Genomic DNA, 22,948 nt, shown 5'->3' with positions numbered 1-22,948 from the left:
AAGTATTTCTCCTCCCCATCCCGTAACAGGGGTAAATCGGGACAGATCAGTCCCCACTATTTTTGAGGAGGAAAAGCGATTGATCGTGAATACGAAGTACAAGGACAGCGTTTTTACCAAACTTTTTAACGATGAGGACAGGCTTCGGGAACTATATGCCGCCCTGGAAGGTATTGATTATGATCCAACCATACCCATAACCATCAACACCCTGGAGGATGTCCTCTACATGGACCGGATCAACGACCTATCCTTTACCGTGAGGGATAAACTGGTATTCGTGGTAGAACACCAGTCTACCCTCAATAAGAACATGCCCTTGCGGTTTTTGTCGTATATTCCCCGGGTTTATGAAAAAATTATCGCCCACCGGGCCATATATAAAAGTGCCTTGGTAAAGATACCCAAGCCCGAATTCGTCGTTCTCTATAACGGGCCGGAAAAAATGCCGGAAAAGTGGGAGTTACGGCTTTCGGACGCTTTTTTGAGCTTGGAGACGGGTGAAAGAATCTCCCTTGACCTGATTGTTACGGTGTATAATATTAATTATGGACAGAACACGGAACTGCTCCGGAGAAGCGAGAATCTGGCGGGGTACGCGCAGTTTGTTGCGAAGGTGCGGGAAAACGAGGCGGCTATGCCCTTGGAACAGGCGGTAACTGAGGCGGTCCGGTATTGCATAAAGAACCGGATACTCGCGCGGTTTTTAGAGGAATATGGATCGGAGGTAACAAATATGGTATTTGGGGAATGGGATTGGGACGAGGCAAAGGAAGCTTGGCAGGAGGAGGCCCGGGAGGAAATAGAAGCAAAATACCAGCCTATACTGGCGGAAAAGGACCGGGAAAACCAGGAGCTTAGACGGAAGCTGCTGGAAGCCGGGATAGATAGCTAAAACTACCAAAATTGTGGGTCAAGTTTAGCCTCTGGGGGGTCCTGATATTTTCTCCGGCCGCCAGGACCCCATACCTCGTATTGTGCGTTCTCGAAACTAAGTTAAGGGGTCCATAGGGGGATTTTTTCGTCATTCACTATCAAAAATCTTCCTTGACAATATGTAGGTTATATCTTACGTTGTAGATATGCGGATACGCAAAACAAATGTATATAAAAGATGGATCAAAAAGCTGAAGGATACCAAAGCAAAATACCGCATCTTTGCCCGGATATCACGGCTTGAAGAAGGTAACCGTGGGGATTGGGGACCCGTTGGTAATAATCTTTTTGAACTGCGTATCAACTACGGCCCTGGTTATCGGGTGTATTGTAAAGATACCGGAGTAGAAATAATCATCCTGCTCTGCGGTGGTGATAAAGCCACTCAACAGGAAGATATAGCAAGGGCTCAGAAAATAGTCCTTGAACCACTGGACGAAGCGGAGGAAGGTAATGGAAAAGACAACCGTAAGTGATTGGCATTTAGCTGACGAAATTGAAACAAAGGAAGATGTAATCGGGATGCTTGAGGCAGCCTTTGAAGAAAATGATACTAAATTTCTATTAAAAGTAATCGGTGAAATTGCCCGTTCTAAAGGCATGGCCCAGCTTGCCAAAGAATTAAACCTCAGCCGGGAAGGCTTATATGATTCCCTTTCCCCCAAAGGGAACCCGTCATTTGAAACGGTCGTAAAGGTGCTGGATAATCTTGGTTTTCAGTTAAGCGTACAGCAAAAAAAAGCTTCGTAATAAGCCCGGTGAAGCCATGCGCTTATTGGGTTTCCGAAAGCACACAATTTGTCGGGGGGCCTGTCAGGAAGGAAAAGTATGGGACCTCCCAGAGGGTCCCTCCATACTTTTCCTTCCTGACACCCCACTCCGTACTAATTGTAGGTGTGCTTCCGTGCATCCTAGGCGCATGGCTTCACCGGGCCGGTTCGCCGAATGAAGTTTCCAACTAAGTTCCAAGCGGTGTTTAGCGCCATACGGTAAAAGCCCTCTCCTAGGCGCAGGGCTTCACCGGCCTGTTCGCCAAATTATGCTTCTAACTAAGCCCCAAGTGGTGTTTAGCGCTATACGGTAAAAGCCTCTCTCCCAGGCGCAGGGCTTCACCGGGCCTGTTCGACAATTTGGTAGCGTTTCTAACTAAGCCCCAAGCGCGGTATGTATCGCTATGTGACAAAGGCCCCCTATGGACCCCCTAGGATGTGGAGAACGCACAACAGGATCAGTTATCGGGGGTGGTGGTGTAAAAAATATCAGGGGGACCCTTTGGGGGTTCCTGATATTTTTTACAGCCACCAGGACCCCATACCTCGTATTGTGCGTTCTCGAAACTAAGTTTAAGGGGTCCATAGGGGGCTTAGCCGATATAGCTTTCTCAGCCTTTCTTGAATTTCTCCCGATACTCCGGAATCTCAATAATAGGCGGCCGTTCCACCGAAGGAATATCCGTCTTGATAACCCGGTGGCTGGAACCTTCCGCGGATGCATCCATTTCCAGCGCTATATGGCGATCCCCCAGCTCCCGCAGTATTTCGGCGGCGCCGTATTTTTTGATCCGCGCAGTAAAGGTGTTGAGTATGCCGTAGGCCATTTTACCCAGGGCGGCGGTTGTCTGGTTCCGGTGGATGCGCAGGTCCAGGTCAACCTGGGCCATGGCTTCGATGCCCTGGAGCTGGAGTATGTCGATCAGGTGGCCTAACTCCACTCCGTAACCGACGGAAAAGGAAAGCTGTTCCAGGAGGCTGCGGCGGCCCGAGTATTCCCCCGAGAGGGGCTGGATTAGACGGGCCAGTTCGGGGTAGAAGAGGGAAAAGAGGGGGCGCACCAGTATTTCTGTGACCCTGCCGCCGCCGGTGGAGGAAATGCCCCCGGAGGAACGGATGGGACGTTCGTAAAAGGATTTGACATAGGCGGTCTTATCATCCTCCAGGAGGGGACCGATAAGACCGTAGACGAATTTGGGGGCGATGTTGGAAATATCCGCATCCACCCAGACGATGATATCACCCTCCAATACGTAGAGGCTCTTCCAAAGATTTTCCCCCTTACCCCGGTAGGCGCCGTAGTTGGGAAGTATGCTCTTGGAATCGAAGACCCGGGCGCCAAAACGTTCCGCCACCTTCCGGGTATTGTCCTTGGAGGAGGAGTCGATCACCACGATCTCATCCAGCAGGGGGTAACGCTCCATCAGTTCTGTGCGCATCACCAATATTTCTTTGCCAATGGTGGCTTCTTCGTTCAGGGTGGGAAAGGCCAGGGAAATTTTAAGGCCCTTTTTTTCCTTCAGTGATACTAAGCGGGTTATGTCTGAAAACTTGGAGTGGTGCCAGGTTTTCTGCAGCAGTACATCTTCACTCATGTGTCCCTCCGCTCTGCGTTGGAGAAGCGGCGTCATGTGACATCTTTGTAATTAATGCCTCAATGAGCTGGCGGCCCTTTTCTATGGAAGCGATCTCGATGGTGTCCGAATTCAGACCCTCCCAGCCATGGGCTATGCCGATGGAGAAGGACGGGATTCCCCGGTTAGACAGGATGGCCGAAGGGTCGGCGCCGTTTTCCTCCCTCAGCCGGATATGGAGATCCTTCATGATGCCCCGGATGGTTTTGAAGAGTTCCGGGTTGTTATTCTGTTCCCCCACGGGGATGAAGGAGGTGATGTTCACTTCGGTTTTAATTGTTGAATCGTGATTTGGGTTCCCCAGGGAAAGCTTTGCGGCGTTTTCCGCAGTGGCCTTTACGGTGTTCATGGCCATTTCCAGTTGGGGCCCGTCGGAGGATTCCAGCTCTATCTCCAGGATTCCCTCCCGGGGCGCCCTTCCAAAGCCGGTTCCCGCTTCGATACGGCGTATATAAAAGTGGGTTGTCCCCTTGGAATCCCAGCTGATCCCCGAAAGCTTGCGGGCTGTGGAAATAAGGGTATCCACCACCTGATTGGCGGTTTCGGGTTTTACGGGAATATCCGGGGCTTCCGTTTCGTCCTGCTCCTTTTCATCCGGTGTCCGTCCCATGGTTACCCGGATACGGTAGATCCCCTGGGTATTGGTAACCACCGATCCCAGGGTCAATCCCCGGATTCCGATGGCGGCGCAGGGAAAATGAGAGGGGTCTTCGGAGATGGGGAAAAAGGCGTTCCCGGCAGGGTCGTCCAGGGAGCCGGCGGCAAAGAGGATCAGGACATCCCTTCCCGATTGCAGCCGGTCTTCCGTCAGCGCTTCCGCGATGGACAGGAGGGCGGCGCAGCCCAGGATATCCGCCAGCCCGGCCCCCCGGGCGTACCGGGAATCCAGGCGGGTAAGGCTATCCAGGGGGTGCCAGTGGTTAGAACCCATATCGGAAAAAAGGAGCAGCGCCGAATTGTCCACCGGAGCGCGGACGGGGATGCGGACCAGGATATTGCCATGTTCATCCATTTGGGGGGATATTTGCAGGTTTGCAAGGCGTTCCAGTATAAAAGCCGCCCGCTGTTCCTCCTGATGGGTAGGGGAGGGGATCTCCGCCAGGCGCAGGGCATCCGCCAAAAGGCGATCCGCCAGGGGGGAAGAGGCGCCCCGGACACGGTCCAGCGCCTTGACAGCCTTACCCGAAAGGATATTGATTTTAGGTATTATTTTATTGATAAACCGAAATAGTATATTCACCGGGCGCCCTTTCAAATAGTCTATTGAGGTAAATCATAGTCTATTAAGCCTAGGTTGTCCAATTGTTACCAGGATGGTATTATTAATACAATTATATCATGGATGAACAGGGCGTTAAAACTCAGGACCATTATTTTTCCCCTCTCCAGATAGGATCCATCGCGGAAACGATAGAACCGGTAAATATTGAATCCAGTGTGGTTGATATTCTCGCTTCCATCAAGGATGAACCGAAACGGAAAGTAGTCCCGGTGGAGCAAAACGGTAAGGTATTGGGGGTTATTTCCCGCTCTACCCTGGAAAAGATAGCCGGTTCCGCCTCATACACCGCTGTGGACACCGGTCTGGAAGCCTATCTGATCCCCGCCCTGGATACCGTTGAGGCTTCCACATCCATTGATGCGGTAATGGCGGACTTCCTCAAGGGGGAACAGGGGGATGACGCCTCGTGGTTTGTGGTTCAGCATAAACAGGCCTACTTTGGGGTGGTGGGGATCCGTAAAATAGTCGAGTATACCAATAGCATCCAGGTTCGGGACCTGCTGCGGGCAGGGGAGATACAGCAGAACCTCCTGGATAAGTCCCTGGTAAACGATAAACGGCTCCAGGTTCTGCTTTTCAATAAGATGGCCCATGAGCTTGGGGGGGATTTTTACCGGGTTTTCCGGGGCGGTAAGGACCGTTACCTGGTTGGCTGTTTTGATGTGGCGGGGAAGAATATCTCCGGGTCCCTGGCAACCATGGCCTTGGGGGCCTGTTTTTCCGCCCTGGAACTCTTCAAATTTGAGGGGGGCGCAGAAAAAACTACCCAGTTCATCAATTCCCTGGTACGGGATGTGAATCCTCCGGGTATCTTTGTTACCGCAGTGTTGTTTTATATCGATTTTACCACCATGACCGTGAAGATCCACAACTGCGGCTTTTCTCCGGTGTTGATCTTTGTGCCCCTGGAAAATAATAGGATAACCTTTAAGGCCATACAGCCCAGCCTTCCCCCACTGGGTATTCAGGAAGAGCTGGATGTGGATACCGGACAGATTGTTTCCCTTACCAAGGGATTGCGGATTACCGCCTATTCCGACGGATTGACGGACATGACCAATATCCATGGGGAGCGTTACGGGGAGGATAAAACCTTTGATCTGTTAAAGAAGTTTCATCAGGTGCCCCAGAATAATCTCCGGAGGTTCCTGGACCAAGAGATTTCGGGCTGGATAGGGGAGGCTTCCCTTGCGGACGATGTAACCCTGGTGGACATGCGGTTTTTATAGAGGAGTTTGGTTTTTATGGATCCGAATAGCAAGACGCCGGACATTACTTTTTCTCCTCTCCAGGTAGGAACCCTGGTGATTTGCCCGGACCCGGTTGCGCTCGGGGAAACCAACGAGACTGCCCTCACGATTTTTCGGTCAAACCCCGACTTGGAAGCCCTCCCTGTTATAAGCGAAGGCAAAATAATCGGCGTTATCCCTGCCCGGGCCATGCTGGAAACCTTCGACGGTGTTTCCGCCCGTATGCGCGCCTGGCTGCGGGAACTCCACCTCTTTGTTATCCCCGCCCGGGCTACGGTGGATGCCACCACCTTTATCAGCACCCTGATGGACGAATATTTCTCGGGCGATCCCGGCAAGGATGCGGTCTGGTTCATCCTGGAATACAACCATACGTACCTGGGGATAGTCAGCCTTCAGAATATGCTGAAGTACACCAACAGTCTTCGTGCGCAGGACATGGCCCAGGCGCGGGAAATTCAGAAGAAGCTCCTGGCAAAAGCGGTGATCGACGATAAACGTATCAAACTTTTGTTTTATAATAAAATGGCCAACGAAATCGGCGGAGATTTTTATCAGGTTTTTCAGATCTGGAAGGGCCAATACATGGTGGGTTGTTTTGATGTGGCGGCCCAGAATATCTCCGGCTCAATGGCCGCCATGGCCCTGGGCGCTTGTTTTGAAACCCTGGTCCTTTCCGATTATGACGGCTACCCGGAACGGATGACGGAGTTTATCAATACCCTGGTCCGGGATGTGAACCCCACGGGTCTGCGGGTAGGCGCGGTACTTTTCTACATCGATTTTTCCACCATGACTGTGAAGATCCACAACTGCGGTTTTTCTCCTATCCATATTTTTCTCCCCGCCGAAGGCAAACACCTTTCCTACAAACTGGTGTCCCCCAATATGCCTCCCCTGGGCCTGAATGAAGAACTGGATGTGGATAAAGGCCAGATCGTGCCTATTAAAACAGGCTTGCGCATAGCTACCCACACCAATGGTCTCCCCAACATGACCGCCCTTTCGGGGGAAAAGTTCGGAGAAAAAAATGCCTTTAATCTGCTCAAAACATTTCACACCCACGATCATCGCGATATTCCCGCCTTTATGGACACTGAAATTGATCAGTGGTTGGGAGAGGCGCCCTTGGTGGATGATATTACCCTGATGGATATGCGGTTTGTGTAGTGACGCCCGGTAAAGAACAAAAAACGGTGAATCTTACGAAGAAAAAGCGTATAGTTTAAAAAACTCACGGAAAGGTGCATGTATAAATGAATCCTGCGAAGAAAAAAGCATATATTTTAAAAAACGCAGGGGAAGTACATGTACAGGGCAATTTTTTTCATACTTGTTCTCTCCCTTTCCGGCTGTGACAATTTCAGTCAATCCCTAGAGGATTTTATTGCCGGTCAGACCGGTGTGGTCCGGCTGGAAGACTGGGACCTGGGTAGCTCCGGAAGTATTGTACTTGAGGACGGGTCTATCCGTATCCCCCCGGCGGCCGCAGCGGAGTCTGAATTTATCCTGGAGTTGAATTTGCATAATCGCCAGGGGTATGACCTGGATTATGCGGTACTCAATAACGGAATGGTACCGGACCCGGCTGCTATATGGGTGGAGGGCGGTGACTCCGGCCGGGTTTTCATACATATCGCCGGGGCACAGCCGGGGGATACATACAAACTTACCCTAAAGCTGGGGACCGCCGACGGATGGCGTAATTTTACTGATATTATAATTCCTTCTATTAGTTGTGAGACAGTGGATACTCCGCCGCCGGCAGCGGACAAGGCGATTACCGGCTTTACCCTGGCCGGGGAGAGCGGAACCATAAACGAAGACGAGCACACCATTACGGTGACCGTACCCTACGGGACCAATGTTACCGGCCTTGCCCCCGCGATTACCCATACCGGGACATCTATTAACCCCGATACAGGGGCGGCGCAGGATTTCAGCGCACCGCAAACCTACACGGTAACGGCGGCGGACGGCACAACCCAGCCGTATATCGTAACGGTAACGGCGGCGGCGGATACTACCGTTTATACCATCACCATAAACATCGCCAGTCCTGCCAATGGAACGGTAACGGCAGCCATCGCGGGGACGCCGGTAACAGCCGCCGCTGCGGGCGCCCAGCTTACCCTGACTCTTACGCCGAACAGCGGATATGTTCTGACAAGCGCCGGCTATACCGATGGCGTTATTTCTATCCCCCTTGTTACCGGCCCAAATCTGATTACCATGCCCGCCGCCGATATAACGGTGACCGCGGTATTTAGTGAAATCGTAAGTGCGGTTGCCCAGCGGGGAGCAACATTCTATTCGTCCCTTGAAGAGGCTATAGACGCTGCGCCGGCAGGGGCCGTAGGCATCCCCGATGAAATTATCCTTTTAGAAAGTATTACCCTGCCGGAGGGAACCGGAACGACGGGGTACACCATTACCAGCGGCAGACAGATCCGGATTGTTCCTAAAGCGGATAGCGTTGTTACCATAACCCGGAGGAATACTCCTGCCCCGTTTACGGGCAGTCTTTTTACGGTAAGCGCGGGGACGGATCTCTACTTGGGTTTTGATACCCCAGGCGGCAGCGGCGAACTTATCATCGATGGGAACCATGCGGCTCCCGCTTATGTATGGGCCGACGCCGCCCTTATGACGGTGGATGGCGGGACAGTGAATATGTATGACGGGGTAACCCTGCGAAACAATTGGAATTCCAACTATGGCAATCATGGCGGCGGGGTCTATGTAAAAAGCGGCGGCGCCTTTAATCTCTTCGGCGGAAAAATCAGCGAAAATAATGCAACGAATACTACCTATGGAGGCGGCGGGGTATATGTCGGCGCCGGGAGCACATTCAATATGAGCGGGGGAACCGTCGCCGATAACTTCGCTGCCAGCGATACTACCTCAACGGATCTTACCAACTATGGCAACGGCGGGCAGGTGTATCTTGCGGGGGGTAATTTTACTATGTCGGCGGGAACCATAGGGGGCAGTTCCGTATCCGCCCCCGGATATAACGCAAACCGCGGCGGCGGGGTGTATTCCACCGGCGGTAGTTTTTCCATGGCCGGGGGAAAAATCCGTTCCAATCGCGCAGATAACGGCGGCGGGGTGTATATGGATGGCGGTACCTTCAATATGAGCGGCGGAACCATAGGCGGGAGCGGGATCGGCGAAGGGAACGACGCCTCCATGGGCAACGGTGTGTTTTTGTACAACTTCGGTGAGTTCGCCATGAGCGGCGATTCCCTCATCGCCGGCAATGGAGTGTCCGTGGATAGTACCGGTGCGTTCTTCATGGAAGGCGGAGCGACGGTTGCCGACGGCGACTGGATATATCTTCAGTTAAATGCATTCATCACCTTAAGGGGCAACCTGACCGGAACTATGCCCGCTGCGGTAATTCGACTAGTGTCGGCTTCCTGGGGCTTCTCCAAGGTATTAGCGGGAACGGGAACCCTTATCCAGGATAACAAAGCCATGTTTAATATATACATTTCGCCGGACACCTATTTGGGTTCAACCCATATCAATAATAGCGGAATCATAATCGGGCCGTAATAACCGGGCAGGCTGATAGTATGGAGAAAGATAAGGGAATTACAGTGGCAAGTAAAAAAGAAGAAACCCGCAAGGACGAATTACATTTTGCAACGAAGTCTCCCGCGCACGGCAGGGTACGCTATCCCATCGGGATTAAGCTGGTAATCATCATCGTTTTCTTGCTGCTTATTTCCTTAGGAACGATTACAGCCCTGGCGTCGGTTATGGTTTCCCGGGATTTGCGGATTACAGCGGAGGATAACAATTTTACGATCAACCAGCGATCCGCAACGCAGGCGGAGAATACCCTGCAGACGATCCTGTCCGACGCGCTGTTTCTTCTGGATTCCATCAATGCAGTGGAGGCCGGGGCAGGTCTGCTTGCGGACCTCTACTTTGAGCGGAACCGGGATATAGCCGCCATTGTTTTAGGTGAACGGATACTGGTTAACGAAGGTTTCTTTTTGAGCAACGAAATTGAGACCGCCCTGGTTGATGAATTCATAGACCGCTTTGCTCAGGAACTGGAACATGCCCGCATGGGGGAGACAGAGCTTTTAAACGCTGCGCCCTTCTTCGGCATCCCCGTCCTGGCCATGCTCTTGCCCTACCGGGTATCAGGCGGCGGAGAAGCGGAGACAGTAACCATTGTATTTTCTTCAGAAAGATTAACCGATGCCTTTAGCAGTTCCGTTAATGCCTCCTTTATGGTCAACGATACTGCGGATATCCTAATCCATGGGGATCACAAACTGATTATGGCCGGGGCAAATATGATTAATGATCCCCTGGTGGAAATGCTCCGGGAAAGCCGGGAGCAGAATTTCCAGACCCTTTATACCGATTTGGCGGGAAACCGGCAGTTCGGCGCCTTTCGGAAGCTTGCCATTGCCAATGCGGTGGTAGTTACCACAGTAGAATCCCGGGTGATCTTTGAGGGTATAAGCGCCACCACCCGGCGGAATATTTTTTTAACCGGAGCGGTACTTTTTATCTCCATCCTTTTTATCTGGTTCTACTCCAAGACTATCAGCAGGCCCCTGAGGCGCTTGACCATTGCGGCGGGGGAGATTGAAGAAGGGCAGTTTGAGGTGCAGCTTGCGGAAAAGCGGCGGGATGAAATCGGCCTCCTGTCCGAAAGTTTCGTCAAGATGAGCAATGCCCTGGGTATTTTCGGCCGCTTTACCAACCGGGAAATCGCCGTGCGGGCTATGCGGGGTGAAATCCGGCCCGGCGGAGAACCTAAGTATGCCTCCATTTTCTTTTCCGATATCCGCAGTTTTACGGCGATAAGTGAAAATTTTACCAACACCTTTGGTAAAGATGCTTCGGATAAGATCGTCGCCTGGCTGAACGAATATCTTACCAGCATGGTGGAGTGTGTGGAGAAAACCAACGGCGTGGTGGACAAGTATATCGGAGATTCGGTGATGGCCCATTGGGGAACCGCTTATACCTCAGGCGTTGCGGAACATGACGCCCTTAACGCTGTGCGGGCCGCCCTGTTGATGCGCGTAGCCCTGTTGAGAATGAATCGCAAGCGGAAGCCCAATGATCCCGCAGACCCGGTTATTAAAATTGGCTGCAGCATCAATTCGGGAATTGTCACCGTTGGACAGATTGGTTCCCCCCGGCGGATGGAGTATACGGTCATCGGTGACGCAGTAAACCTGGCCAGCCGTACCGAAGCGTTAAACAAACCCCTGGGTACAGACATTTTGATTACCGAAGATACCTGGAACCTTGTGGGAAAATATTTGATCACCGAAGAAATGCCGGCGGTAACCGTGAAGGGCAAGGGAAAGCCCATACGGATGTTCGCGGTAGTAAATCTAATCGTTAAAGAAGGTTTGGAGCAGCCCCGTCCCCGGACAATGATGGAGCTGCGGAATATGCTGGGCATTAGTGCGCCGGATCTGCGCAAAGTGGATATCAATGCGGAAGATCTGAAGTACAAGATTAAACGTGATTAGAAGCGATGGGTCATGGCTAAAAAGAACCGGAAAAACAGCAGGGCAATGGGCCCCGCCGATTATATGGTTATATTCCTTTGCCTTGCGGGAGCTTTTTTTTGCCTGGGACTTTTCTGGCTTGATTTCAACAGGACACTTTCAAGGCAGAACATGGCGCCCGTGGGGACCATCTCCTGGAAATACAAGGCGGCCCAGCGCCGCTTTGTGGACCGGGTGATATGGGACCGCTTGCACAAGGAATCGCTGATATATAATGGCGACTATGTCCGTACCGCTGAACTTTCGGAGGCCTCGGTAGCCTTTACCGGGGGGCTCGCCATTAACCTTGCGGAAAACAGCCTGATACAGATTTTTTCAGATCATACCATACCCCGGATTGATTTAACCCAGGGAGGGATAAGTGTGGACGCCGCTTTCGCCGGGAGCGGGACTTCCCTGATATTGAATGCCGGAAACAGGACCATAAGCGTAGCCGGCGGCGCGGTGCTGGATACCCGTGTTGACCCGGAGGGGAACTTTTCCCTGCACATAAGTGAAGGCAGTGCGGCAATAAACACGGACGGCGAAAACCAACAGCTATCCGCGGGAGAAGCGTTGATTCAGGATTCGGGAGGCAGTATTCTTGAAAGTCCACAAACAGTAATGCTCTCTCCAAAACCAAACGCCCGGCTCATCCATAGCGGAGACGGTCCCTTGCGGGTAGAGTTTTCCTGGAATCCTCAAAACTATAGTGATAGTGACCGTACCCGTATAGAGATTGCCTTAGATCGGGGGTTTAGGCGGATCATTCGTACTTTGGATGGCGGACATCAAAAGCGGGTCTCGGTGGAACTGCCGCCGGGCGTTTTTTTCTGGCGGGCCTACCCCTTGAATGAAGCGGCTAACGCAGCAGCCGGTACGGCCTCGGGAAAACTAACGATACTCGCTATACCGGTTCCCCGGACCCTGACCCCCGAGGAAGGCCGCGAATATCAGTATCGGAACAAATTTCCGGCGGTGCGGTTTCAGTGGACCTCGTCTCCGGAAATCTCTTTCCACTTATTAGACGTTGCGGATAATCCGGGCTTTGTAAGTCCCGCGCTGCGGGAGCTGGTACAGGGCGGATCGGGGAACATCATGTCCATCACCCATACCGGCTTAGGAAAGGGGCGCTGGTACTGGCGGATAACTCCGGTCTTTACGGATGAATATGAAGGAAACCTTGCCCCATCGGCTCTGTCATCTTTTACTATCACCCAAAACGGAAACTTGAAGGCCCCGGTCCTGCTGAACCCCCGATCGGATACTGTGCTCAATATTGCCGGGGACCGGAAAGACTTCTATTTCTCCTGGCAAAACGAGGCCGAAGCAGGTTACTATACCCTGCTGATTTCCGCATCAGCGGATTTAAATGATCCCATTATTACCCGGCGGGTGATGGATAATTATACTGTTTACGACGCGGAAGAAACCATTCTGGGGGAAGGGCGGTATTATTGGGGAGTATACCAGACCGATAGTAACGGAGCCGTTTCGGCGATTTCGCCGTCCCGGTCTTTTACCGCAATAGAGGAAACATCTATCCTGCAGCCCTCCCCGCCGCCTGAAAAACCGCCGGCCCCGGTTCCGCCCCCACCACCAGCCGCGCCAACACTTCCTCCGCCTGAAAAACCGCCGGCTGCGGCTGCAACACAGCCTTCGACCCCGCCGTCAACTCCGCCTGCAGTCGCGGCTCCGGCCAAGCCATCATCACCGCCGGCTGCGGCCGTAGTTTCAATCCCGGCTCCCCTTCTTCCGGAAGCCCTTGGACGGCAGCCTGAAAACGGGTACATCATCGGCCCCGGGCAGCTGCGGGAGTCCCGGGTTATTACTTTTGTCTGGGAAGCCGTTTCGGGGGCGGATGCCTACATTTTTACCCTCCACAAGGAAGAGGCGGGGAGCCGGCGGCTTATAGAAAGCAGGACCTCGGCGCAGAATTCCTATACCCTCCGTGATTTGAGCCTGCTGGAGAACGGCAGCTTTATCTGGCAGGTGGAAGCCGTTACTCAGGCGGCGGGGGACCCTGCTCAACGGGGAACCGTTGGGGAAAATAGTTTTACCGTGGACCTTCCTGTGATGCAGCGGAAAACCGCGAACAACCCGGGTATAATCTATGGACAGTAAGCGTATTTACTATTTATCACTATTGCTAATTCTGTATATGTTTCCCGCCGCAGATATGCATACACAGGAGCTTCCTGCTGACGAGGGAGATTATTTTATTGTATGGGAGGATGATGGCCCGATGTTTATGCAGCGTCTTTCCTGGGACCACGATGAATTTGCGTTCCGCTATGAGCTGATCCTTGAAGAGGAACAGAACGGGGAGAATGTAGAAATACTGCGTGAGATAACGGAAGAAAATTACAAATTAATTTCTTTGCATCCGGGACGTTACCGATACACCGTAATGGTGTATAATCTCCTGGATAAGATCGAATATACCATGGATTGGGTTTATTTTGAAGTTTTACGCGCCCTCCAGCCAAAGATACTTGCGTTTACTCCGGGAGAAATATTTTTGGACGGGAATACTCAATTACAACAGCTTGCCGTAAATACAGAAGACCTGGTTCCCGGAGCGCTTCTTATGCTCCGCCGCCTGGAGCCTGAACAGGAGATACACCCCCTGAGGACGGAGATTAACGGGAAAACAGCGCAGCTTATCTTTAATAGCGGACAGCTTGAACCGGGTAGTTATAATGTGTATATACGAAATCCCGGCGGGTTGGATGCCTCCCGCGGCATTTTGCGTGTCAGTTTTCGCGGACCCCCGGAGCAGGGTATCCCGGAGCAGGGTATCCCGGAGGAGGATGTCCCGGAGGAGGATGTCCCGGGGCAGGGTATCCCGGAAACCGGCAAAACCTATTTGGGCCGTCCCGATATTAGTGTTTCTGTGGGATATTCTCCTCTCATACCCCTCTATGGGGCCCTGTTCAGCGGTGATGCCTTCGATAAGTTTTTATTTCCCCTGGGCGCCGCGGCCCAGGTAAATATTGTTCCCCTAAAGTGGGGCTGGTGTAATCTGGGGCTGGAGTTTGGCGCCTCCTTGAATAAACCGGAGGTGCAAAAGGAAAACTATGATGTTGCGGCCAAGCTTTTAGGGGCGCAGATCAGCCTGTTGTACCAGCTATGGCTGCCGAACCGGATTATGGCCCTTAATTTCCGTCTTGGGACAGGGGCAGGCGTAATATGGGATTTTTATTTTGACTACCATTCCGGCAAAGGCGATTCCCTGGACAGTCAGTATCTATCCCTTGTTGCGGGGGTTTCCTTCCAGTGGCTTATCCGGGGGCCATTCTTTATCGAAGCCGGCGTCGATTTTACCCACATCCTGTCCTCCGATGACCGTTCTGAGCCGGGCTATCTCAGACCGGTACTAAGCGTAGGCTGGAAGTTCTAAGCTGCAGTACTAAACAAACCCCGCTTTTTATGGTATACTCTTAACCAGGTAAATTATTGAATCAAGGAGTTCCCGATATGGTAGAAGCCCTTAAAAAAGACCCTTCATGGAAGGGCCGGCGCGGTCCGGTGGTCCTGGTCATCATGGATGGCGTGGGATACGGCAAATATAAAGAAGGCGATGCGGTCGCCGATTCCAAAATGTATCATTTAGACGCGATTAGGGCAAAGAGCCCCAATACCAAGCTTAAAGCCCACGGCAAGGCGGTGGGTCTCCCCTCGGACGATGACATGGGGAATAGCGAGGTGGGCCATAACGCCATGGGCTGCGGCCGGGTCTTTAATCAGGGCGCCGCCCTGGTGTCCAAGTCCATCGAAACCGGGGCCATGTTTACCGGCCAGGCGTGGAAGGATGTATCTTCCAACGCCGCTAAGGGCGGAACCTTACACTTTATCGGTCTTTTTTCCGACGGCAATGTGCACAGCCATCTGGACCACCTCAAGGCCATGATTAAGCAGGCCAAAAAAGACGGGGTTAAGAAGCTGCGGGTCCACGTACTTTTCGATGGCCGGGACGTGGGTGAAACCAGCGCCCTGGACTATGTTGACCCCTTCGAGGCTTTCCTGAAAGAGCAGAGCGGCAGTGATTTTGACGCCCGCATAGCGTCCGGGGGCGGCCGTATGTGGATCACCATGGATCGTTACGGCGCGGACTGGAGCATGGTGGATCGGGGCTGGAAGGTCCATGTCCATGGCGAGGGACGGCAGTTTGCTACAACCAGGGAGGCGGTGGAAACCTACCGCAAGGAGATCCCCGGTATCATCGACCAGGATCTCAAGGAATTTGTGATTGCCGAGGGGGGCAAACCCATTGGAACCATCGAAGATGGGGATTCGGTGGTCTACTTCAACTTCCGCGGAGACCGGTCCCTGGAGATCACCGCCGCCTTCGAGGAAGACAAGTTTGATAAATTTGACCGCGGACGCAGGCCCAAGGTTTGTTACGCCGGGATGATGGAATACGATGGGGACCTCCATGCGCCCAAGCGCTACCTGGTAAGTCCGCCGTCCATTGATAAGACCATGGGTGAATACCTGGCCGCCTCGGGGGTGCGTACCCTTGCTATTTCGGAGACCCAGAAGTACGGCCATGTGACCTACTTTTTCAACGGTAACCGCACCGGCAAGTTCGACGACAAGCTTGAAACCTTTGTGGAGATAAAGAGCGACGTACTCCCCTTTGAACAGCGCCCCTGGATGAAGTGCGCCGAAATAACCGATCAGATATTGGAAGCCATACCCTCGGGGAAATACGATTTTATCCGGCTTAACTTTCCCAACGGCGACATGGTGGGCCACACCGGGATATACCAGGCGGTGGTCTGCTCCATGGAAGCCATGGACCTCCAGCTGGGCCGTATCGCCAAAGCGGTGGATGAAGCCGGCGCAGTATTGGTAATCACCGCCGACCACGGCAACTCGGACGATATGTTCGAGCATGATAAAAAAAGCGGCGCCGTATCCCGCAAAGAAGATGGCAGCCCCAAGGCCAAAACCAGCCACAGCCTCAACCCCGTCCCCTGCATCGTCTACGACCCGGAGTGCAAGGGCGAGTACCCCAATAAGCCTTACGACAGCATTTTGAACGAAGGCCTGGGTATCAGCTCCATCGCCGCTACCTGTATACGGCTATTGGGTTACGTACCCCCGAAGGACTACGACCCGGCGGTGATACGGTAAGCAGGAACATCAGCGATACAAAGTCAGGAGGGAACGACACGTTAACAGCCAAGCACCGTAACCGCTTCGGTATTGATCCACTTCAGCCGCTCTGACCAGACAGGTTTATCGGGGCGGCGGTCAAAGATAAGTAAGTAACATGGAACCGAAGGTTCCCGGGCCTGTGAAGTATGGCCGCTGGAAAAACTTTCCCGGTAGCCCAGGGTTTGTTTGATACCCTCGGCCATTACAGTCTCGAAGCTTCTTCCCTGGCGCAGCAGTTTTATTTCGATAATGTTCCAAGCTCCGTTGTATTCTACCGCCAGATCCATCCTCCCCCGGCCGGCGGCATACTCCCGCTCAATGCGGCCATGCCCGTTGGCAACCCGTTGCAGGAAAGCCATCAGGAGCAGATGGGGGAAGGCTTCGGGATAATCAATTTTCTGTTCCCATACTTCGGAATTATTCTGCCAAAAAGCCTGGAACTCCCTAAGCAGGGCGTCCATATCCAGGGTACCATCGCTTTTTTGCCACTTCCATTCCGGCGCAGGAATAGCCATTTGGGCGCCGAAGGTAATCTCCCTGGCAATTACCTCCCGGTAAATGGGGTTGGCTACCACGGGACCGCCCTTTTCAAGGGCCACAAGACCTAAGTCTAAACAGAGCCGGAAAGCTTCTCCCTGGGCCATAAGGGGATCCGGTTCGCCGGTGATCAGGGTTTCCATGACGCTGCGGATTTTCGGGTTCTCCAGGCGGTATGCCAGGGCGTCCAGATGGGTTTCCCGGGCCTGGATAATCTGTTCCCGGGCTTCCCGGAGATGCTCAACTGTCACCGTTTCGGTACTATCCGCATCCAGTATCCGCATGGTAGCCCGCATAAAAAGGGAATTCACAAGCCAGGGTTGGCCGCGGGACTGGTCATAGACATAGTCCAGGGCTTCCGGGGTAATCTGCTGCCCCGTTTCTGCGGTCCGCTGGGCAAAAAGCCGTCCTATATCGTCTTTTTGAAAATTCGACAGGGACCCCGAATCTGCTTTGATATTAAAGGGCGAGCCGGGATTAACCGGGACGCCTCCCTTGGCGGCGGTAATATAATCCTTCAAATCCCGCATCCCCACCAGGGCAATGGATACGGGGAATTTACCGACCCCTCGGTCGGCAAAACCATCCCGTAGCTGGCGTAAAAAGCTGATCAGGGCATCGCCGGTAAGGACATCCACTTCGTCAAACAGGATAATCAGGGGTTTGGGGGCAACCAGTTTTGCCCAATTAACCAGCGTTTCATTCAGCATACTGGAGGGGTCGTCCGTACCGGATTGGGGTATGGGAAGATCATATCCATCCGCATGTTTGATGATAGCATTACGCAGGGCTGGCATGGCCTTTTCAGGCTCGCTTAGTCCCTGGCAGCGTTCCACACTGACATAGCAGGAAATGGCTTCAGATCCAGAATTGATCTCCCGCATCCATGACAGGAGGAAGGTGGTCTTCCCGGTCTGCCGGGGAGCGTGGAGCACCCAATAGAGCTTATCCCCGATATAGCGGTGCAGTTGGGTACCCACGAGCCGTTCTTCCGGGGGCAGCATAAAATGATCTTCGGGATTACAGGGTCCGGTGGTATTAAAAAACCGATTTTTGCGCTTGTCCATCTTTTAATAATATACCTAAAATGAGCAAAAAGGAAATAGGCGGTCTATGATACTCATTCCGGGAGAAGGTGTTCTTCCAGGGTCCTTTTTTTATCCTCCGGAATAGGCGTACTTTTCCGGAGGATAAAATCAAAGTGGACGATTACGGCGTGTCCCGTAGTACAAAGCCGTCCTTCCTGCCATGCCTCGTGGTACACCGTAAAGGACTTGGTTCCGATGCGGCTGATGTAACTGCGGATTTCCACATCGTACTGGAAAAAAAGTTCCCCCACAAAATCATAATCCGCATGGGCCATAATCAGGGGCCAGTCGCCGTGGACCACCCGGAGATTGGGTGCGAAGATCCGAAACAGAGGATTCCGGCCAAGCTCAAACCATCCTGCCAAGACCGTATTGTTAATATGCCCCAGTCCATCGATATCGCCGAACCGGGGAGTTACCGTTGTTGTAAACATACTACCTATGCCGTTGCCCTTTCAGTGAGTTTTTTTACCCCCGAAATAGCAACCATAATTCCCAAGCCCAGAAGCAGGATGGCGAAGACCAACTGGAGGCCGTCGGCGCCGAAGGTGAAGCTGCCGGCTCCTATCTTGTCGTATTTCTGAATGATGGTAAAAACCAGGGCAGTAAAGGTAACCGCCAGCATGATGAACATGGGTCCCCAGAGCATGGCGCCCTGACGGTTGGTCTTTTTTAAGAAAACGGAACAGGCGATAAGGGACAATGCCGCTAAAAGCTGGTTTGCGGATCCAAAGAGGGGCCAGATGGTCTGGTACCCCAGCACGGCCAGGAGGTAACCCACAAAGAGGGTAGCAATGGTGGCGACATACTTATTAGCCAGGAAGTTCGCAATGGGATGCGCCGTTTGTCCCGGTTCCAACTCTTCCGTAAACAGTTCCTGGAAAGCAAGGCGGCCAACCCGGGCCACCGAATCCAGGGAGGTGAGGGCGAAGGCGGAAACAGAAAGGGTAATCAGGGTAAAGACGATGTTTGCCGGCAGGCCGAGCTTGGTCAGGAAGCCCGCAACCGCAAAAGCAAAGATCTGCGGCGGGGTGACGATACCTTCCGGGAGTTTGCCCCCTATGGTTAAGGCGCCCACGGTAATCAGGGCTAATACCGCCAGAAGACTTTCCACCAGCATGGCCCCAAATGATATGGGGAGCATATGCTTTTCGTTATCGATCTGTTTTGATGCGGTACCGGAGGCTACCAGGCTGTGGAAGCCGGAAACCGCGCCGCAGGCTACGGTGACAAACAGGATGGGGAACAGGTAATTGTTACCAACCTTGAACCCCGTAAACGCAGGGATATTGATGACCGGGGCGGTGAAGACCACGCCGATAAAGGCCGCGCCAATCATGGCCACCAGCAGGAAGGAGTTAAGATAATCCCGCGGCTGGAGCAAACCCCAAACCGGGGTAATGGAGGCGAAAAAGATATAGGCAAAGACCACATAAAGCCAAATAGATTTTGCCACATAGATCGGACAAAGAATGCCAAGGGTGATACAGGTTATCAGCAAAACTACGGCAACGATTCCCGATACAATGCCGGTAGGCTTGAATTTTCTCATGAAAAAACCGAGTCCAATGGCAGCGGCGATGAAGAGCAGGGATGTTGTGGCCACCGCAGCGTTAGCTTCCACCTTGCCTCCCGCGGCGTTGAACCCCGCGAAGGTTCCCGCCACAATATCCGCAAAGGCGGCAACCACCAGAATGGAGAAGAGCCACACAAAAAGGAGGAAAAGCCGCTTCCCGGTTTTACCGATATAGGTTTCGATGATATATCCGATGGTTTTTCCCTTATTCTTTACCGAAGCGTAAAGGGCGGAAAAATCCTGGACCGCGCCGAAGAATATCCCGCCGATAAGTATCCAGAGCAGCACCGGCAGCCAGCCGAACATTGCCGCCTGAATAGGCCCGTTGATGGGACCCGCGCCGGCGATGGATGCAAACTCATGGCCAAACACAATGCTGGGCCGGGTGGGGACATAATCCACGCCATCCTCCAGCTCATGAGCCGGGGTAGGCCGTTTGGGATCTACCCCCCATTTGCGGGCCAAGTAACGTCCGTACACAAGATATGCAGCCAAAAGTACCACCGCAGAAATAAGAAGCATAACTAAACCGTTCATCTAAGGAACCTCCTTAAAATTAATCCCCGTAGGGCCTTGGACACTCAAGACTTTGAAACCATATTAATAGTGGGCTGCGGCATATTCAACCCACCCCCCGGCCTCTACCAGGGCTTTTTCAAAATCCTTGAGCACAAAGGGGACGGACTTTGTTTTCCCCCCCCCGGCAAAGGTGAGGGTAGCTTTTTCGATATCCGCCGTAAGCGTCGTTTCCTGTCCTTTAAAATCCCGGAACAGTTCCTCCAGGGTGGACGCCGGAAGCTCCGCGGCGATCATTCCGCAGTTATACATATTCTGGCGGAATATCCGGGCGAAACTTTCGCCGATAACGATATTGATACCGTTTACTTCCAGCACCCAGGGCGCGTGCTCCCGGGAACTGCCGCAGCCGAAGTTAGCCCTGGTAAGGATAGCTCCCTTGCCTGATGTATCCGCAGGACTAAAACCCGGAAGTTTCAGATCCTCCAGGATAAAGGATTTAAGATCTTCCTTGGAATTTTCGTTTAAGTACTTGGCAGGAATAATCTCGTCCGTATTAATATCGCTGCGATCCAGAAACAGGACCCGGCCTCCAAAGTTTTTCATACTGGTCTCCTATTTAAGTTTAAAGATCTTCGGGGTTAGCGAAACTGCCCGCTATGGCAGTTGCCGCCGCCGAAACGGGGCTCATAAGGTGGACCATGCCGCCCTTACCCATACGTCCGTAGAAATTGCGGTTAGTGGTGGAGGCGCAAACCTCCCCCTCAGCCAGGACCCCATTGGACATCCCCAGGCAGGCCCCGCAGGTAGCGTTGGTTACACAGAACCCCGCATCGAGGAATATCTGTATCAGCCCTTCCTTGAGCGCCTGGGTGTAGACTTCCGTGGTGGCCGGGGAAACGATACCCCGTACGGTGTCGGCAATCTTTCGTCCCTTCAGCACCGCCGCCGCAGCCCGGAGGTCCTCCATGCGCCCGTTGGTACAGGACCCGATGTAGACCTGGTCTACCCGCTTCCCCTTAAGAGAGCGGATAGTTTTAACCTGATCCGGCTTATAATCCACCGTGGCCGACGGCTCCAAGCCGGAGCAGTCAATATCAACCACCCCCGCATATACCGCGTCATCGTCGCTGCGCCATCGGGCATAGTCCGCCAGGGCCGCTTCCTTGGTAGCGTAGGCTTTTTCCCCTGCCGGACCGATGAAGGGCCAGAGATAATCCACCGTAACGCTGTCGGGCATACAGACCCCGCTGGTGGCGCCGGCTTCCACCGCCATATTGCAAATGGTCATCCGGCCTTCCATACTGAGGGCCGGGACGCCGTCGGCCCCTTCGATCACCGGACCCCGCAGTTCCATTACCGTATCGGTGGCGCCGGCCACGCCGATTTTAGCGATGATTGCCAGGATCACGTCCTTGGCATACACACCTTTACTGAGTTTTCCATTCAGATTGATACGCAGGGTTTCGGGCTTGCGGAAAGCGCAGACCCCCTTGAGTATCCCCACTTCCATGTCCGTGGTACCCACCCCGGCGGCAAAGGCGCCGAAGGCTCCGTGGGTGCAGGTGTGGCTGTCCCCCATGATGATGGTGTAGCCGGGCCGGACAAAGCCTTTCTCCGGGAAGATGGCGTGGCACACACCGTTCCTGCCTATGTCGAAGAAATCTTTGATTTGATGCCTCCGTACCCAATCCCGGAGTATCTTTCCCTGCTGGGCGGTTTTGGAATCCTTGGCAGGGCTTACATGATCTATCACTACCTTAAGCTTCGTTTTGTCAAAGACCTGGTCCAGATTTTTTGATACCAGATCGTTGATAGCGATAGGGGTAGTGATCTCGTGGCAAAGGACCCGGTCCAGTCTGAGAACCCAGGTATCGCCGAAGGGCCGGTCCGCCACATGGGCGTCAAAAATTTTTTCCGCTAAGGTTTTTCCCATATTTAACTCCTCTTTAATTTCCTATTTCGCCCTTTGGCGGCGTGATAATCCAAAATACCCGCAGTAATTCATTCCCGGGATTTGACAGCACATGGGGGGCGTCGGCCATAAAGCTGGCGGAATCTCCCGGGGAAAGCTCATAGGTCTGATTCCCCACGGTCAGTTCCGCATTCCCCTCCTGAACTACCCCCAATTCCCATCCCGGATGCCCGTATTCCCGGCCTCCGGTCTTTGCCCCGGTCTCCAGGGTAATAGCATAGGCTTCGATACCTTCCTGCCCCTGCTTCTCAAGGTGGGCCAGCCGCTCGTACAGGACCCCCGGCCGGGTAAAGGTGGTCCGTTCGTCCCGCCGCATGATCCGCACCGACCGGTCCCGGCGGTAATCGGAGAACAGGTATTCCAGGTCCAGGTCCAGGGCGTCCGCCAAAGCCAGCAGGGTATCGATGGCCGGCGAAACCCGGTTCCGCTCAATCTGGGAAACCAGACTCTCGCTTACCCCCGCCTTTTCGGCCACCTCCCGCAGGGTGAGGGATCGCCTCTCCCGGACCGCCCGGATCTTTTCGCCAAAATTATAGTGCATTCTGCGCCTTTAAGTATGCTGTAGAGAATATAGTATAGGTTAAGTTTTCGGAATTGTCAACTTAATACTATATCCCTTTTTCTTGTACTTTGTCGGCAAAACGGGCGTGGGGAGGGGTACACCTGGCTTCATGTGCGTGTAGA

18 protein-coding genes are annotated in these 22,948 nt (G+C 53.2%); 10 read left to right on the top strand and 8 right to left on the bottom strand.

The window, feature by feature from the left end; translation table 11 throughout:
* The 3 genes from LQZ19_RS19375 to LQZ19_RS19365 all read left to right on the top strand — a co-directional run.
* Nucleotides 1-895: Rpn family recombination-promoting nuclease/putative transposase (locus LQZ19_RS19375; protein WP_411049341.1), on the top strand; the 895-nt coding region annotated here is incomplete at its 5' end.
* A gap of 187 nt (nucleotides 896-1,082) precedes the next feature.
* Complete coding sequence (locus tag LQZ19_RS19370) at nucleotides 1,083-1,412, top strand: type II toxin-antitoxin system RelE/ParE family toxin (protein ID WP_411049340.1); 330 nt, start codon at nucleotides 1,083-1,085, stop codon at nucleotides 1,410-1,412.
* Nucleotides 1,390-1,686: an addiction module antidote protein gene (locus tag LQZ19_RS19365; RefSeq protein ID WP_411049339.1), complete on the top strand. Its 297-nt coding sequence runs from the start codon at nucleotides 1,390-1,392 to the stop codon at nucleotides 1,684-1,686. The genes LQZ19_RS19370 and LQZ19_RS19365 overlap by 23 nt, the downstream gene beginning before the upstream one ends.
* A 631-nt stretch (nucleotides 1,687-2,317) precedes the next feature.
* Here LQZ19_RS19365 and LQZ19_RS19360 read toward each other — a convergent pair.
* Together LQZ19_RS19360 and LQZ19_RS19355 are read right to left on the bottom strand one after the other, a co-directional pair.
* On the bottom strand, nucleotides 2,318-3,301 hold the full coding sequence (locus tag LQZ19_RS19360; RefSeq protein WP_411049338.1) for a glucosyl-3-phosphoglycerate synthase: 984 nt from the start codon (nucleotides 3,299-3,301) through the stop codon (nucleotides 2,318-2,320).
* The gene (locus LQZ19_RS19355; protein ID WP_411049337.1) at nucleotides 3,294-4,580 is read right to left on the bottom strand and encodes a hypothetical protein; all 1,287 of its coding nucleotides are present in this window, start codon (nucleotides 4,578-4,580) and stop codon (nucleotides 3,294-3,296) included. The genes LQZ19_RS19360 and LQZ19_RS19355 overlap by 8 nt, the downstream gene beginning before the upstream one ends.
* Before the next feature lie 98 nt (nucleotides 4,581-4,678).
* On the opposite strand from LQZ19_RS19355, the gene LQZ19_RS19350 reads away from it, so the two are divergent.
* The 7 genes from LQZ19_RS19350 (at nucleotide 4,679) to gpmI (ending at nucleotide 16,548) form a co-directional block, all read left to right on the top strand.
* Complete coding sequence (locus LQZ19_RS19350) at nucleotides 4,679-5,851, top strand: SpoIIE family protein phosphatase (RefSeq protein ID WP_411049336.1); 1,173 nt, start codon at nucleotides 4,679-4,681, stop codon at nucleotides 5,849-5,851.
* Nucleotides 5,852-5,866: 15 nt separating this feature from the next.
* Entirely contained in the window at nucleotides 5,867-7,042 is a 1,176-nt protein-coding gene (locus tag LQZ19_RS19345; protein WP_411049335.1) for a PP2C family protein-serine/threonine phosphatase, read from the top strand.
* Between the two features lie 138 nt (nucleotides 7,043-7,180).
* Nucleotides 7,181-9,433, top strand: coding sequence for an InlB B-repeat-containing protein (locus tag LQZ19_RS19340; RefSeq protein WP_411049334.1), 2,253 nt, complete (start codon nucleotides 7,181-7,183; stop codon nucleotides 9,431-9,433).
* A gap of 44 nt (nucleotides 9,434-9,477) precedes the next feature.
* Nucleotides 9,478-11,388, top strand: coding sequence for an adenylate/guanylate cyclase domain-containing protein (locus LQZ19_RS19335; RefSeq protein ID WP_411049333.1), 1,911 nt, complete (start codon nucleotides 9,478-9,480; stop codon nucleotides 11,386-11,388).
* 12 nt (nucleotides 11,389-11,400) lie between these two features.
* Nucleotides 11,401-13,530, top strand: coding sequence for a FecR domain-containing protein (locus LQZ19_RS19330; RefSeq protein WP_411049332.1), 2,130 nt, complete (start codon nucleotides 11,401-11,403; stop codon nucleotides 13,528-13,530).
* The gene (locus LQZ19_RS19325) at nucleotides 13,520-14,809 is read left to right on the top strand and encodes a hypothetical protein (protein WP_411049331.1); all 1,290 of its coding nucleotides are present in this window, start codon (nucleotides 13,520-13,522) and stop codon (nucleotides 14,807-14,809) included. Before LQZ19_RS19330 ends, LQZ19_RS19325 begins: the two co-directional genes overlap by 11 nt.
* A 77-nt stretch (nucleotides 14,810-14,886) precedes the next feature.
* Complete coding sequence (gpmI, locus tag LQZ19_RS19320; protein WP_411049330.1) at nucleotides 14,887-16,548, top strand: 2,3-bisphosphoglycerate-independent phosphoglycerate mutase; 1,662 nt, start codon at nucleotides 14,887-14,889, stop codon at nucleotides 16,546-16,548.
* A 41-nt stretch (nucleotides 16,549-16,589) separates the two neighbouring features.
* On the opposite strand, the gene LQZ19_RS19315 is transcribed toward gpmI, so the two are convergent.
* The 6 genes from LQZ19_RS19315 to LQZ19_RS19290 form a co-directional block, all read right to left on the bottom strand.
* Nucleotides 16,590-18,176: an ATP-binding protein gene (locus LQZ19_RS19315; RefSeq protein ID WP_411049329.1), complete on the bottom strand. Its 1,587-nt coding sequence runs from the start codon at nucleotides 18,174-18,176 to the stop codon at nucleotides 16,590-16,592.
* A gap of 53 nt (nucleotides 18,177-18,229) precedes the next feature.
* Nucleotides 18,230-18,631: an acyl-CoA thioesterase gene (locus tag LQZ19_RS19310; protein WP_411049328.1), complete on the bottom strand. Its 402-nt coding sequence runs from the start codon at nucleotides 18,629-18,631 to the stop codon at nucleotides 18,230-18,232.
* Nucleotides 18,632-18,636: 5 nt separating this feature from the next.
* Nucleotides 18,637-20,310 carry a carbon starvation CstA family protein gene (locus LQZ19_RS19305; protein ID WP_411049326.1) on the bottom strand — a complete coding sequence of 558 codons (1,674 nt, stop codon included), beginning with the start codon at nucleotides 20,308-20,310 and terminating at the stop codon, nucleotides 18,637-18,639.
* 63 nt (nucleotides 20,311-20,373) lie between these two features.
* Nucleotides 20,374-20,895: a 3-isopropylmalate dehydratase small subunit gene (locus LQZ19_RS19300; RefSeq protein ID WP_411049325.1), complete on the bottom strand. Its 522-nt coding sequence runs from the start codon at nucleotides 20,893-20,895 to the stop codon at nucleotides 20,374-20,376.
* A 19-nt stretch (nucleotides 20,896-20,914) separates the two neighbouring features.
* Nucleotides 20,915-22,225, bottom strand: coding sequence for a 3-isopropylmalate dehydratase large subunit (locus LQZ19_RS19295; protein ID WP_411049324.1), 1,311 nt, complete (start codon nucleotides 22,223-22,225; stop codon nucleotides 20,915-20,917).
* Nucleotides 22,226-22,238: 13 nt separating this feature from the next.
* Nucleotides 22,239-22,805, bottom strand: coding sequence for a helix-turn-helix domain-containing protein (locus LQZ19_RS19290; RefSeq protein WP_411049323.1), 567 nt, complete (start codon nucleotides 22,803-22,805; stop codon nucleotides 22,239-22,241).
* Nucleotides 22,806-22,948: the final 143 nt, after the last annotated feature.

This window comes from Treponema primitia (assembly GCF_046533075.1).
In the GTDB taxonomy this organism is placed as follows: Bacteria; Spirochaetota; Spirochaetia; order Treponematales; family Breznakiellaceae; genus Termitinema; species Termitinema primitia_B.
This window is presented reverse-complemented; position numbering and strand designations above follow the sequence as displayed.

Coding starts and splice junctions, on each gene's coding strand:
- LQZ19_RS19300 (WP_411049325.1), bottom strand. CDS start 20,895: ATGAAAAACTTTGGAGGCCGGGTCCTGTTTCTGGATCGCAGCGATATT.
- LQZ19_RS19365 (WP_411049339.1), top strand. CDS start 1,390: ATGGAAAAGACAACCGTAAGTGATTGGCATTTAGCTGACGAAATTGAA.
- LQZ19_RS19345 (WP_411049335.1), top strand. CDS start 5,867: ATGGATCCGAATAGCAAGACGCCGGACATTACTTTTTCTCCTCTCCAG.
- LQZ19_RS19340 (WP_411049334.1), top strand. CDS start 7,181: ATGTACAGGGCAATTTTTTTCATACTTGTTCTCTCCCTTTCCGGCTGT.
- LQZ19_RS19290 (WP_411049323.1), bottom strand. CDS start 22,805: ATGCACTATAATTTTGGCGAAAAGATCCGGGCGGTCCGGGAGAGGCGA.
- LQZ19_RS19330 (WP_411049332.1), top strand. CDS start 11,401: ATGGCTAAAAAGAACCGGAAAAACAGCAGGGCAATGGGCCCCGCCGAT.
- gpmI (WP_411049330.1), top strand. CDS start 14,887: ATGGTAGAAGCCCTTAAAAAAGACCCTTCATGGAAGGGCCGGCGCGGT.
- LQZ19_RS19370 (WP_411049340.1), top strand. CDS start 1,083: ATGCGGATACGCAAAACAAATGTATATAAAAGATGGATCAAAAAGCTG.
- LQZ19_RS19305 (WP_411049326.1), bottom strand. CDS start 20,310: ATGAACGGTTTAGTTATGCTTCTTATTTCTGCGGTGGTACTTTTGGCT.
- LQZ19_RS19360 (WP_411049338.1), bottom strand. CDS start 3,301: ATGAGTGAAGATGTACTGCTGCAGAAAACCTGGCACCACTCCAAGTTT.
- LQZ19_RS19315 (WP_411049329.1), bottom strand. CDS start 18,176: ATGGACAAGCGCAAAAATCGGTTTTTTAATACCACCGGACCCTGTAAT.
- LQZ19_RS19310 (WP_411049328.1), bottom strand. CDS start 18,631: ATGTTTACAACAACGGTAACTCCCCGGTTCGGCGATATCGATGGACTG.
- LQZ19_RS19295 (WP_411049324.1), bottom strand. CDS start 22,225: ATGGGAAAAACCTTAGCGGAAAAAATTTTTGACGCCCATGTGGCGGAC.
- LQZ19_RS19325 (WP_411049331.1), top strand. CDS start 13,520: ATGGACAGTAAGCGTATTTACTATTTATCACTATTGCTAATTCTGTAT.
- LQZ19_RS19350 (WP_411049336.1), top strand. CDS start 4,679: ATGGATGAACAGGGCGTTAAAACTCAGGACCATTATTTTTCCCCTCTC.